The following is a 14,145-nucleotide window of genomic DNA, read 5'->3' on the forward strand; positions in this document are numbered from 1 at the left end:
CCATCGCTGACGCGATACTTGACCGCATTGTTCACCACTCATTAAGGGTCGAATTGTATGGCGAATCACTAAGGAGAAGAAACTCTAAATCAGAAAATGTATTTTTGTAAAAATAATAGTTGTTAAACCGGACAAAAACATCCGCTCTCAGGAGCCTATCTGTACAACAACTTTACTCTCTTTCAAACCCTAACTCAGAGGGGTCACTTTAGATTGGCGAAGAGGGGTCAACATCAGTGGTATATCCAATTGAGGATTGATTACTTAAATGTTTAAAAAACTACAATGGCGTTCATCTGATTCGGGAAGCAATTCATTTTATTTCTAAAGTAGCATGGATTACAGCATAAATCAGGTCTTGTCACTTATAGCCAACCATTCGTTACCCTCACTTTATTACAAAAAATAAGAAATTTTACCCTCACTTTGTTACGGATTTTATATTGATTTACCCTAACTTTGTTACAGGGTAAAATTTAATTCATGTTTAATAGATCAATCCTTTCTGAATTAGTAGCATGGTCAGCTAAGCCGGGCAGAAAACCTTTAGTTATCAGGGGCGCGAGGCAGGTTGGTAAGACCACCGTAATCAATCAATTTGCAAAACAATTCGACCAGTACATATATCTGAACCTAGAACTTCAAAATGACAGGCAGGCATTTGATCAATTTAAAACTATAGAGACGCTTGTACAAACTTTGTTTTTCTTAAAAAATCTATCGCTTGCTAAAAAGAATAATACACTTCTGTTCATTGATGAAATACAAGAGGTACCGGAAGCTCTCAATATATTAAGATATTTCTATGAAACCGAACCAGGCATAGCTGTTATTGCAGCAGGTAGTTTACTTGAAACCTTGTTTAACAAAAACATAAGTTTCCCGGTAGGGCGTGTTGAATATAAATTATTGAGACCCGTATCTTTCCCGGAGTTTTTGGAAGCAATGGGAGAGATAGAGGCTTTGCAATATTTGAAGCAAATGCCCGCTCCCGCATTTACACATGATAAACTGATATCTCTTTTTCATACTTACGCACTTATTGGTGGTATGCCGGAGGTAATAGCGAATTACAGCAAAAATAAAGACTTGAATGCTTTATCGCCTATTTATGATTCATTAATAACCGCCTATACTGATGACGTGGAAAAATATACATCTTCTGCATCACAGGTTCAGCATATTCGTCATGCTATCCGTGCATCATTTTCACAAGCGGGAAAAAGAATCAAGTTTGAAGGATTTGGTAACTCTCCATATCGTTCCCGCGATATGGGAGAGGCTTTACGGACATTAGAAAAGGCTTTATTAATTCAATTGATATATCCTTGCACTGAAGCTCAATTACCGCTATTGCCCGACTATAAAAAGTCTCCACGACTACAAGTTTTAGATACGGGTATGCTAAACTATTTTGTAGGTATACAAAGAGAAATTTTAGGCACTCCTGATTTGAATAAGGTTTACCAAGGAAGTTTAATAGAACATTTGGTTGGCCAGGAGTTACTCGCCACTCAATTTAATGCTTTAAGCGGCTTGAATTTTTGGGTAAGAGAAAAAAAAGAGTCCACAGCGGAAGTGGATTATATCTGGCTATTTGAAGGAAAGCTTATTCCAATAGAAGTAAAATCAGGAACTGAAGGAAAACTTAAATCATTGCACCTTTATATGGATATAGCCCCACATACAATGGCTGTACGCTTTTATGCAGGTGAAATTAGTATAACAAAGGCATCTACTCCGGGCGGGAAAACTTACCAGTTGCTTAACTTACCCTATTATCTTGTATCCCAAGTTGATCAATATTTACAATGGTTTCAACAGCAAGTGCGCGAGTAAGAGAATCATCGAATTTTACTATCAACTACCGAGATTAACTCGGTAGTTGATAGTAATAACTTAACCTATTGCTAACTGTTCTTTTAGTCGTCGCATATCTGAGCTGATCTTATAGTCCATCACCTTAGCATAGATTTGTGTGGTTTTAATACTTGTATGTCCCATCATCTTTGCGACACTTTCAATAGGCACGCCGTTATTCAGCGTAACGGTAGTAGCAAAAGTGTGTCGTGCAATATGAAATGTCAAAGGCTTTTTAATTTTGCTTATATCTGCTATCTCTTTAAGATAAGCATTCATTTTCTGGTTACTCATTACGGGAAGTAAAGCATCTTTGATAATGCATTGTGGGGGATCTTTATAGGCGTCAATAATTGACAAGGCTACCGGCAAGACTGGTATTCTTGAAAGTGTATCTGTTTTTTGCCTGCTGGTATAGATCCATGGAAGAGCGCAGTTTCAGGTCATCGGGCTGCCCATAACCTCAGTGGCATTATTGGAATTGATAGGGAGTAAAGCTTGTTGCAGCGCGCCTTAAGCATTATTCTTTTCCCTTTTAATTTTAAAAGGACAAGGTAGGTGGATGCAGGTATGAGGATTTTGTTGAGCCTATCATTTTTGTAAGGAATGAAAGTAATAAAAGTGGTTCTTCCTATTGTTATAACTTAAAATGAAACCCGTCATTCTCAGTTTAACAACAGTTTTAAGGAAACTATTCCAAAAATGATAAGCATCCCTAACTTTGTAAAATGAAAAGATCGCTTATCCTTTTAACTCTTTTCCTTGGCCTTTCCACGCTCCTTTACGGGCAGGAGAAACCCGGCATCCACTTTTTCTCCGGAACCTGGAAAGAAATGCTGGCCGCTGCCCAGGCACGGCACCAGCCTATATTTGTCGATGTTTATACCGACTGGTGCGCGCCGTGTAAACGGATGGAAAAGGAGGTTTTCGTTTTGCCGGAAGTAGGTGCATTGTTTAATGCGAACTTCCTGTGCTATCGCCTGAACGCCGAAAAAGGAGAAGGCCCCGGCATTGCAAAAGCCTACGGCATCAGCGCCTATCCGACCTGGCTCTACCTGAATGCCGATGGCAGCCTCCGCAGCCGCCAGACGGATTACCTGCCAGCTGCTGATTTCATCGCGTCTGCAAAAGTAGCTTTGGGTAAGGGTGCGGTAGCCGATAGCCTGAGCATGCTTTCCACCCGCTTCATGAACGGGGAACGCAACAGCCCTTTCCTGCGCCAGTACCTGGAAAAGCAGGCCAGCCTCCGTTTAGATAACGCAGAAATACTCTATGCTTATGTAGCTGCGCTTCCCAATAAGGCTCACATCAGTACGGAGGAACTCCGATTCCTGGTCCGCAACAGCGGCAATACCTGGTCGGCAGCAGTGCCGTTGATCGTAGGCCACCTGCATGAACTGGACACTGCCGAACAAAAAACCGTTGCTAATGACTTGTATAACCGCCTGGTCTATAATGTCTGGGGAGCCGCGGCCAAAAACGGGGATCAGCCGCAAGCCGAAAAAGCCATGGTGGTGGCGGTACGGCTATGGCCGCTGCTGGGTGAACAACAGCGACTGTCTTTTGATAACGTGGCCCTGTTCCATTGTCGCAAGTTCCGCGACCTAGCCGGCCTGAAAAAAGTGGGTTACCGCCTGGCCGGAAAGCAAATGGCGATTGACGCCGCTTTCGCACGGCAGCAGGACAAGGTGCTATATGAAAAGGTCAAGCACTTTTACACCAATGAGCCTGCGGACCCGGCTAAAAAGCAGGATTTTGACGAAGAGAAAAAACTGGCGATGGCACAATACTCGGGGCAGGCAGCCGCCACCCTGTACAATGTCGCTGATGCATTCGCTGAAGTATTGCCACCAAACGATCCCGGCAGGAAGGATGCGCAAGGCTGGGCGGAACGCGCCTTTTTGCTGGTGCCGAACGCACATACCCGTGAACTGGCGGAGCGGTTAATGAACAGCAAATAAATGCGCCGTTTACACGACAAATCGGCATCTTAATATCAATATAGCAGGTTAAATAGCCGAAATTTACAAAACATACCATTTCTTCACTTTAAGAAGGCTAGGTGACAGTAATGGCACTTTATCATAAAATTTTATATCAAAGCAGGTAGATCGGTAAGGACGGACTCCCGGATTAAAAAAAACAAACAAGTGCCTGCAACCTTTTTCGAATTTGAAGCATCTTGAAGGCATGCATTACCGATTTACTTGTTTCCTGTTTTGTTTTTTGATGAGCGGTCATCTTTGCCAGGGCCAGTATGCCCGGCAACTTTCCGAAAAAGTTTCAGTTTCGGTTGACCCGAATATTGAAACCTATTTTTTTGCTGAAAAGCTGGCGGTAGAACATATCGGCAATTACGTGTTCAGCAATAATACGACCGATTTTTATTTTCAGCCGGTGGTCCGGTTCGGCTTCGAACGATTCAAACCTTTTAAAGATAGCCCCGTTATCCTGCGAATAGCGGCGATCTTAAAGCAGCTGCAGCCAATTTTGCATGATAACGCCCAGGAACTGGAATACCTGCTCTACCTGGAGCCCTTTCCAAAGACCGGGCTTCGCTACCCGGCTACGAAGATTTCCTTGTTCGATGACAAACGCTACCCCGGAGCGGGTCCGCTCGCGCTGGAGCTGACCGATTCGCTCCGCTCTTTTTACGGCCAGGCTAAGGTTGCGGAATTTTTAGCCGAAAATAAGCACTTTTACGAAGGTGCATTAGCCGAGGTCGTCAAGTATGTTGATCCCAAAATTTTCCCGGCTATGGAGCGATATTATGGTAAACGCTTTATTGCCTATCATTTCTACCTGATGCCCGGAATGCCTGTTACACCGGGCGAAGATAACTATCGAGCCTTCGGACCTACGATCATAACGCCCGGCGGAGAGATCGCCGCTATGGTTATGAGCAGCAGTAAAATGCTGGAAAGAAAAGGAGCGATTGCTGAGTATACGGTATTCGGCTACGATAACAGGGAAGTTGTCCATTTACTGACGGTTCATGAGATTGGACATTCGTTTGTTAACCCGGCGATCAAACCTTACACCGTCCAATTAAATCGCGATTCTGCCCTGTTTACGCCTGCATTGGCCAAAAAACTAAAAAGTTCCTATATCGAAACCTGGGAAACCTGCGTCATTGAGCACCTGGTACGCCTGGGCGAGATCCGCACGGCCCATGCCTTAAAAAACTATCGTGAAGAGCAGCGTTTACGGCGCCTGCACATCGGGCAATTTGGATTCGTGCTTATTCCTTTCCTGGAAAAGCAAATCCTTCGTTACGAGGCGAACCGGAAAACATATAAAAGTTTCGAAAGCTTCCTTCCGGAAATTCTGAAATCGTTGCATGGGCTAAAACCGGCTGACGTCGATTGTCTGGTTGCAGGAAAGTAGCTTCCGGCTGAAAATAATTGAGCTTTATGGGTTAAAAACTTTTAAAAGACGAAGCAAGCAAATAACATCGCAGGCAATTGCTTATTCAAAAAATGACAGGCATCAGTACTTTATGAAATGAGAATATTCTAAGCTTTTTTATGTCATTTCCTGGCTTGCCCATGCGGGTTGAGCGACAGCTGAAACCGGTGCCTTTGCTGAAGTGCTCCCGCCAAATCGCAGGGATTATCCTGCCTTTTCCAGGAGTGCGAGCTGAAACGAAATTTCTTCCTGAAATAAAGGGTGGGCAATGTGCTGATGTTCGGGATACAGATGGCAATTTAATTAACTTTTTTATACCAATTAATCAAGGTTCAGCTAGTTATGTTAGGCATATCCAAATTTAATGAATTATGCTTAGCTTTAACCTATGGCACATGCAATCAACTGGTTTGAAATTCCGGCCAAAAATTTTGAAAGGGCGAAAGCCTTTTACGAAGCGGTATTAGGGATCGAAATGATCATGCCTTTTCCCGGCATGAAATATGCGATGTTTCCCGCCGATATGCAAAACGGCGAGATCGGCGGGGGCTTACTTGAAGAGGAAGGTTATGAGCCTTCAAAGCAAGGACCGCTCGTTTACCTGAATGGCGGCGAAGATCTGTCGGTCCCGCTTGCCAAAGTCGAAGTCGCAGGCGGCCAGCTCATCATGCCCAAAACTTCGATAGGCCCGAACGGTTTTATGGCGCGCTTTATCGATACCGAAGGGAACCGGATTGCTTTTCATTCCATAGGTTAAGGACGAAAAAGTTATGTCAACGAAGCTAATCAGAACTCCTTTCCTGCTTGCCCTAAAAGCCCGGAACCTAACGGTCGAAATCCATCATCATTCTGCCTACCAGATCGTTTTATCAAACGACACCCCTTTTAATTCGACGATCGAAGGAACGCTCCATGAACGCATTCATGGGTTTTTGATCAAGCCACAGATGTCGCATTTCTGCGTGGCTGAAAAAGGCACCTTAAATGTATTAAATATCGAACCATACTCAAATATCGGCCTGGAACTTGGCAGATTGACCGCAGACCAGGATTATATCGTCTTTAATTCGCCAACGGAAACCCATGCTTTCTTTCAGACCGGGAAAGACAGTTTAGACATCAACCAAGTGGTAGACGCCTTAACAGCCAAATTGCCTGCCACCAATTATGATGAAAGAGTTACCAAAATAGTGGACTATATCAGGACGAACTATTTTGAGCAAAACATCACGCCGCAAACCTTTACCGACATCGTTTTCCTCTCGCCATCGCGTTTGGCGGCGCTGTTTAAGCAACAAACCGGCAGCAGCTTATCCAAATACTTGTTATGGACACGGTTGCGCCAGGCCATCTACCTGACCTTAGCTGAAAAAGACCGCAGCCTTACCGAAATTGCGTATGACACCGGTTTTTATGACCTCCCTCAGCTCAATAAGTACATGTATGAAATGTTCGGCATGCCCCCCAAAGCCTTAAAATTCAATAGTGACCTAATAGAGATCTTATAATACAGTGATTTGATACAAGTTTCCTGATCTGCCTGTCCGCACCTTTGTGATATCATTTAAACAATTAAAAATATATCATGAAAGCATTAGTATATCAAAAGTTTGGAACCGGGGATGTGTTACAAATTGTAGAACAAGAAAAACCTGCTTTCCAGGCAGATCAGGTACTGGTCAAAGTAAAAGCATTTTCCGTCAATCCCATGGATTGGAAGATCCGTAAGGGCGAAATGACCCTGATGTCCGGTTCAAAATTCCCAAAACGTACGGGCACCGATTTTTCAGGTGTTGTTGAACAAACCGGACCTGCTGTCGTTGGCCTGAAAAAAGGCGATGAAGTTTTCGGCGTAGTTAAAGACCTCATGAAAGAAGGCGTTTCCGCCGAGTATGTTGCTGTAACAGCTTCACTCGTATGGAAAAAGCCGGCTGACATCAGCTTCGCCCAGGCAGCGTCTATCCCCGTAGTAGGCACCGCTGCCGTCACCGCCTTAGAGAAAATGGGTAACATCAGTTCGCAAACCAGCATTTTGGTCAACGGCGCTACCGGCGGCTTTGGTATGTTTTTATTGCAATTATTAAAACAAAGGGGCGCAAATGTAACGGCGGTAACCAGCAGCCAGGGAGCAGCATATGCAAAACGCTGGGGCGCTAATTCCGTCATAGACTACAGCAAAGCAAATGTGCTTACGCAGAAAGTAACTTACGATATCGTTATTGACCTGTCCGGCAAAATGGGTTACAAAAACGCCAAACCGATCATGAAGTCGAAAGCGTTGTTCTTAAACCCCACACCAAAGCCAATTGACATACCGCTGTCTCTATTCGGCAACTTATTCAGGGGTAAAAAGCATATCGTCATCCTTTCCAGCCCGGCTACCAGATATACTGATGTGCTGTTACAGGCCTTGAACAATGGGCTGGAGATCGAGGTCAACAAGCTATTTCCATTTGCGCAGTATAAAGAGGCTTATGGATACGCGGAGCGTGGTGGTTACATTGGTAAAGTAGTCGTAGAGCTCAATTAAGATGCTGACCAGGATCGATAATACCATTAAGTATGGTAAACAACACGGCGGCTTTGGCATTCAGATTTTATACCCAGGACTCGTTCGGCCTGAATTAAAAGATACAGGCGTGTCGACTATAGGAAGAATAGACCATGCGCGAATAACACCGGGCACACTGATCCCTATGCACCCGCATAGAGATGATGAAATACTTACCTATTTAAGAAGCGGCCGGGTGAGCCATTTAGATTCGGAGGGCCACACCGGTATCATTTCCAATCAAAACTTAATGTTAATGAGTGCCGGCACCAGGTTTTCTCACGAAGAACGGGTGCTGGCGGAAGGCGATGTTTTGGAAGGTTTACAAATATTCATCCGGCCGGAAACAGCAGGTCTAAAGCCTCAGGTTCAGTTTTATCAGTTAGCAGAGACTTACAGTGACAACCAGTGGCGCAAAATAGCTGGTAAAGGCGATGACTACCCGTTGCAGATCAGAAGCAATACCTGGCTCATGGACCTGCGGCTTGAAAAAGATGCAGAGATTGTCCTGCCCGTTGCGCCAGCTGGCCATTGCGCTTTTTTCTTCTATGTATTTGACGGAAAAGTGAACTTCAATGGTACGACCCTTACTACCGGGGAAAGTGCGCTGATCGAAAATGAAAACCCAACGTTCCGCGCAGCGGAAACTACAGACATTGTCTTATTCATTACTCAGACCAACGCCGCTCATTTTAACGGCGGCATGTATAGCGGCAATCTTCACGGATAATCAAAACAGTGATTTGATACAAGTTTGCGAGGCGTGGTCAGCGCACCTTTGTGTAGTAAACTAAAACAACATCAAATGACAACGCAAAAAAATCCCGAAATAATGGTGGCAGTGACTATCGATTCGAACATTGAGCAGGCCTTTAATTATATCGCCCCGATCAACTTAATGCACATCTTTCGCGGTAATGCAATGATCCCGGCGATCATTGATACCAGCGTGAAACAGGGCTGGAATAAAGCGGGCCTGCAAAGAACCGTTTATTTTGCCGACGGTTCAACCTCACAGGAAAGCCTGCTTACCGTAAATGCACCAACCTCATTTTCCTACAAGAATGAGCACTTTACTTCGAAAGTTCTTTCGGCTCTTCTCAAACGGCTGGAAGGCGAATGGTTGTTTACCGATCTGGGCAATAACAAAACCAAAATCGACTGGACCTACCGGGCTGTCCCAACGATTTTCTTCGCCGGGCTCTTCGTAAAATTAGTCTTGATGAGAGCAGTGCATGCCATGTTGAAAGATGCATTGGCCATCATAAAAAAAGATCTGGAGAGCGGCCAATTAGAAAAAGGAACTACCTGGAAGTAAAACGAAGAACAGTGATTTGATACAAGTTTAAGGTCGTCGATCCCGACAACTTTGCATATTAATTGACAACAACAATTAAATAATTCTACCATGAAAAAGAAAATAGTCATACTCGGAGCCACCGGAACAGTTGGCAGTAAAATATCCGGGACTTCTGCGCATGTCTTGCGCTGACCTTTGCATGCTTCCGTTACGAAAACGGAGAAGATATGCAGATCTCCAGTCTGGTCAAGGTGCTCCAGTCGCTGGATGTTCCGTTGGACGAATTCTTCAGCGAAGAATTTCGGAAGGAGTGAACTTTCGCCGGCTTTACAGATTTCCGCACGAAACCGGTTATTGATTAAAAAGCAACCCATGTTCTTTTGGGGATGGCAGCACAGATAATAATTGGCAGAGTTAAAAAGCGAGCGGGTCGGCTCCCTTTTATTTTAAAAGAAATTAAGCTGGTTATTTGCCGGGCCTGCTGCTCGGTTTCTCATCCCGCGCTTTCACGCGAATAATAATTTAAAATATAAACTTTTAAGATTTTTTTGACAAATAAATACAGACATGTATATTTGTCAAACAAACCTGTTGCAATGAAAATTAACCTTATCGAACTGCATTTTACTTTTATTAGTCCTCAACGCTACCGAAATTCTTCTGGCTATACTATTGGGTATGAAAAATTGCATTTCCGTACTGCGTAGCTGCTATTGAAATTTTGTAATAAAGGGCGTATAAAGTCAACCAAGCCATATCACATTATGAATTATAAATCTATGGCTGTACCAGCCGTATTCCTCTATTTCCTGATTGTATTGATGTCATGCAATTTTTATTCATTTGGACAATCCGCACCAAAAGTCATTCCTCCTGCACCGGAATCGGCGGCGTTATTCCGCTTCCTTGATTTTCCGGTAAGTAGCGCAACAGGAGTGCCGGAGATCAGTATCCCGTTATATACGGTTACCAGCGGTTCGATAACTGTGCCGGTTTCGATCAGCTATTATGCAGGTGGCCGGCAGGTTTTCGATGAGACAGGACCCGTAGGGTTAGGCTGGACCCTGATGGCCGGTGGCCGGATTTCCAGGACCATCCACAATAAACCGGATGACCAGACCTCTATTCCAAACCTGAGAACAGCTGCTTCCATCAATCAGCATACCTACACTGACTTTTATTACCTAAGCGATCTCTATAACTCTGTTACCAATGATACGGAATACGATATATATTCCTATACCTGTGGCGGAATATCCGGGAAGTTCATCATTGACCCTGCGACGAGCCGCATCGTCCAGATGCCGCTGACATCTGCGAAAATTCCTTATTCCAGCTTTCCGACAACGATATTCGATGACAAAGGGACAGAGTACGATTTCATGCAGAATGAAACGACTACCAAGGTGTCGCCCTATCCGGTAACCAGCAAGCTTTTAACTGCAATTATTTCTGCAGACAAAAAGGATCGTGTCGATTTTGTATACCAGTCTTTTCCCTACAGCGACTGGCATTATACGGACGCTTTCAGCATTACCGATGACGACAGTCGCGGCGTATCCCCAAATCACTTTGACGTTGGTTATTATGATGGTAGTAGTAATTCCAGCAGCTATTATGTACAGCGTTTAAAGGAAATCGTTTTTAAAGATGGCAAGGTAAAGTTTAATCTTGCCGCCTCCTCCGACCAGGTTGACAATATACAAATTATCAATAACAGCGGGCAGGTACTGCGCACCATACAATTGGGCATGTCGCATCTGGATAATGTTTCCTATGTAAGCGGAAATGAAAAGAAAAAGCTGGATTACCTGTATTTCATGGATAGTAATTTACAGGCTGTAGATAAGTATGCATTTGAATACCAGCCCAGCAGTGACTTTAACGCTAAAAGCAGGGACTTCTGGGGGTACCGGAATAGTTCAGCCGGCACTTATATCGTTCCTCATTATGACAATATTCCAGTGACCCAGAATGATGGTATATCCACCTCCTATACTTACCCGGGAACCGACAGGAGCGGGAACATTCAGACCAGTGGCGTTATAAAGAAGATCATCTACCCGACGGGTGGTGCTACCGAATTTACATTTGAAAGAAATTTTATCACTAATATATCAGGAGATTACGTTTATGCCTCGGGGTTGCGTGTCCAGAAGATCGTTTCCACTGATAATAATGGCAAGGTTACGACTAAATCTTTTAAATATGGCGCGGGTGAAACCGGGTTAGGAACGCTTTATGCAAGCTATTTGCCCCGACAAACAACTTACCTGAGGAAAATGTCATCCGAGAAAAGATTTGTAAATATTTCGCAAACCGATATTGTAACCGGCTACCGTTACCGCAGCTATTCCTCCGAATTGTTGCCGGATATCTCGGAACTTTATTCAGAGCCACCATTTTACAGCCAGATTACCATGTACGAAGGGGAGGGTCCCGATGTGCTCGGCGGGCTGGCCAAAGCAAACGGTAAGACCGTTTATACTTTTAATCCTGGTATAGATCATAACGAGACGACGTTCCCTACTCCTTCCTTTGCACTTGTTAATTCAAATAGCCAGAATAATAACGTCCGCGTTAAAAACTGGTCTGTCGATCCCGATCTCGGCAAGCCTTTTATTGCCCAATATAATTACTTTAAAAACCAGAGCAGGCTGGTCGGCACCGATATTTATAAGAATGTGGGCGGAACCTATACTTTGATCAAAAGTTCATCTAACAATTATACTGATACTCAAACTGAGGCTCTGCGCGGGATGGTCATCAATAAATATGTGGAGGCTACAACGGGATATTCTGCGCCACCTTATAAAGGCGATGAACTTGCCGCCTTGCCGCCGTACAACATGCCGGTTTACCAGTATGCTGATTATTACGTAAATACGGGAACATCTCGTTTGACAAGTCAGTCGGAGACCTCGGTAGAGAACGGTGTATCGATCGACAAGACGGTTAACTACGCTTATAACGCGAACAACCTGGTTAGCCAGACGACAACGACGCGGAGCAACGGTGACGTGATCACGAGCACGACGAAATACCCTTCGGATATGACAGGCGCGGTTTATACGACGATGGTGGCCAATAACATGATCAATTACGGGATTGAGCAGGAAACGAAGAAGGGTACAACATCGCTTAGTGCTGTTCAGACTTCTTATAAAGACTGGGGTGGCGGCGTCATCGCCCCGGAAATTGTTTCCGTCAAAACGGGCTCTAACGCTTATGAGCCGCGGCTGACTTTCATGAGCTACCTGAGCCAGAGCCAACCAACAAGCTTTGGGCAAATGAACGGCCCGGTGCAGTCATACATCTATGGCTATAATGGCACACGTCCGGTAGCGGAGGTAAAGAACTCAGAATTGAACGAGATCGCGTTCGCGAACTTCGAGAGCACGGACCAGGGACGCTGGACTTACGCGCAGTCAGGCGTTACGACGGCGGACAGCCGGACGGGCAAGAGCTGCTTTTCGGGAACGCTAACCTCTGCGACACTGCCTTCGGGCAATTATACAGTCAGTCTTTGGGCTAAAGGCACGGGCAGCGTAACGGTGAATAGCGTAAGCAAAACGATCACTGCCAGCTGGACCTGGTATTCCTGGACTGTAACCGGAATTACCTCGATCAGCGTAAATACGAACAGTAACCGAATAGATGACTTAAGACTCCTGCCTTCAGATGCGCAGATGACGACTTATACATATGAGCCGCTGGTTGGCTTAACGAGCATGACAGATGAAAAGGGTATCGCTTCGTCGTTCCAATATGATAATTACCAGCGCCTGCTGTCAGCAGTGGATACCAAGGGTAACCTGGTCAAGAAATACGAGTACCATGTGACTAACCCGGTTTACCAGAGCGCTCCCTTGCAGATATATAAACAAAAGCAGGGCTGTCCGTCCAATTATTACGGGGAAACCGTATCCTATAACCTGCCTAAAGGCGCGTTTATGTCCAACATCAGCCAGGCTGATGCCGATAATAAGGCACAGGCAGCCTTGAACAATAACGCGCAAGATTACGCGAACTCGACGGGTCGGTGTCTTCAGATAGGTAACGAGGAGCAATCACGGTGGATCCAGAAGACTAACTGTTCTACGGGAGTAGGGAGCGAGGTTAAATATGTTGTACCGGCAAATACCTATATGAATGCCACGCAAACAGCTGCTAATCAGCAGGCGATCGCGCAGATCGACGCTCAGGGCCAGACCTGGGCAAACGCGAACGGGGTTTGCCTTACGCAACCATACCAGAGCGCGGTTCAAAGCGGATACGCAAGCAAGTATTGTGGTTTCGGATATGTCGCAAGCCCGGCACAGGTCTATTACCAAGTGAATGCAGGGGCCTTCACCTCGCTGCGTTCACAACAGGACGCGAACGACAAGGCCGCAAACTATTACTTCACTAATGCCCAGGCAAATGCAGATCAGAACAGCAGTTGCCAGCAGTTGTCCAATTCGTCTTATTCGGTTTCAAACAACACCAATTACGCGTTTACCATAACATTTTCTAATACGCAAGGCTCAGTGAGCAAAAATATACCAGCCAGTTCCACCAATAATTCATTTTCTGTGCCAGCTTATAGTAATTACACGATCACTATAACGCCGACGACGTGTTTTAGCTGTGCATTCAGTTTCACTTATGGAGGCACAATGATCAATGGTAATTCAGCTAGTTTTACAGGCAACTCAAATACGTTCTTCAACATTAGTAACGGTATATAACAAATGGATTGTAATTGGAATCTCACGCGAATAAGAATAAGCCTGACATGGCTATTTATGATAACATTATATACTAGTGCTTATGGTCAGGCGCCGGTAGTAAGTTATGTGGGTCCGCAGACGTATGTTGTGAATGTTTCGTCGGTGAATTTGTTGCCTACGACAACGGGGAGTGTAGGGGTATTCGGTCAGACGAGTATGTTTTCGGGTGCAGCTATCCCTGGAGATGACTCGAATCCGGTTTACAGTTACAACCAGCCATTAGGCGCGACGACGGATCTGGCGGGGAATATATA

The 14,145-nt window shown here is 44.9% G+C and carries 11 protein-coding genes; 10 read left to right on the forward strand and 1 reads right to left on the reverse strand.

What is annotated here, in order from left to right; all coding sequences use genetic code 11:
• Positions 1 to 14 precede the first annotated feature (14 nt).
• Together AC1DV1_RS30550 and AC1DV1_RS30555 are read left to right on the forward strand one after the other, a co-directional pair.
• Positions 15 to 110: a hypothetical protein gene (locus tag AC1DV1_RS30550; protein ID WP_477361193.1), complete on the forward strand. Its 96-nt coding sequence runs from the start codon at positions 15 to 17 to the stop codon at positions 108 to 110.
• 373 nt (positions 111 to 483) lie between these two features.
• Positions 484 to 1,839, forward strand: coding sequence for an ATP-binding protein (locus tag AC1DV1_RS30555; RefSeq protein WP_477368382.1), 1,356 nt, complete (start codon positions 484 to 486; stop codon positions 1,837 to 1,839).
• 60 nt (positions 1,840 to 1,899) lie between these two features.
• Here AC1DV1_RS30555 and AC1DV1_RS30560 read toward each other — a convergent pair whose 3' ends face one another.
• Entirely contained in the window at positions 1,900 to 2,232 is a 333-nt protein-coding gene (locus AC1DV1_RS30560) for a site-specific integrase (RefSeq protein WP_477368385.1), read from the reverse strand.
• A gap of 356 nt (positions 2,233 to 2,588) precedes the next feature.
• Between AC1DV1_RS30560 and AC1DV1_RS30565 the strand changes: the two genes are divergently transcribed.
• The 8 genes from AC1DV1_RS30565 to AC1DV1_RS30600 all read left to right on the forward strand — a co-directional run bounded on the left by AC1DV1_RS30565 (position 2,589) and on the right by AC1DV1_RS30600 (position 13,849).
• Positions 2,589 to 3,821, forward strand: coding sequence for a thioredoxin family protein (locus AC1DV1_RS30565; protein ID WP_477368388.1), 1,233 nt, complete (start codon positions 2,589 to 2,591; stop codon positions 3,819 to 3,821).
• Between the two features lie 211 nt (positions 3,822 to 4,032).
• A complete protein-coding gene (locus AC1DV1_RS30570; RefSeq protein ID WP_477368391.1) occupies positions 4,033 to 5,247 on the forward strand; it encodes a DUF4932 domain-containing protein in 1,215 nt (404 codons plus the stop codon).
• A 409-nt stretch (positions 5,248 to 5,656) separates the two neighbouring features.
• The gene (locus AC1DV1_RS30575; protein ID WP_477368393.1) at positions 5,657 to 6,025 is read left to right on the forward strand and encodes a VOC family protein; all 369 of its coding nucleotides are present in this window, start codon (positions 5,657 to 5,659) and stop codon (positions 6,023 to 6,025) included.
• Between the two features lie 13 nt (positions 6,026 to 6,038).
• Positions 6,039 to 6,776: a helix-turn-helix domain-containing protein gene (locus tag AC1DV1_RS30580; protein WP_477368396.1), complete on the forward strand. Its 738-nt coding sequence runs from the start codon at positions 6,039 to 6,041 to the stop codon at positions 6,774 to 6,776.
• Between the two features lie 77 nt (positions 6,777 to 6,853).
• A complete protein-coding gene (locus AC1DV1_RS30585) occupies positions 6,854 to 7,798 on the forward strand; it encodes an NADP-dependent oxidoreductase (protein WP_477368399.1) in 945 nt (314 codons plus the stop codon).
• Between the two features lies 1 nt (position 7,799).
• The gene (locus AC1DV1_RS30590; RefSeq protein WP_477368402.1) at positions 7,800 to 8,549 is read left to right on the forward strand and encodes a pirin family protein; all 750 of its coding nucleotides are present in this window, start codon (positions 7,800 to 7,802) and stop codon (positions 8,547 to 8,549) included.
• Between the two features lie 75 nt (positions 8,550 to 8,624).
• A complete protein-coding gene (locus AC1DV1_RS30595) occupies positions 8,625 to 9,137 on the forward strand; it encodes an SRPBCC family protein (RefSeq protein ID WP_477368405.1) in 513 nt (170 codons plus the stop codon).
• Positions 9,138 to 9,883: 746 nt separating this feature from the next.
• Complete coding sequence (locus AC1DV1_RS30600; protein ID WP_477368408.1) at positions 9,884 to 13,849, forward strand: DUF5977 domain-containing protein; 3,966 nt, start codon at positions 9,884 to 9,886, stop codon at positions 13,847 to 13,849.
• Positions 13,850 to 14,145: the final 296 nt, after the last annotated feature.

The organism is Mucilaginibacter sp. P4_D1, assembly GCF_056401935.1.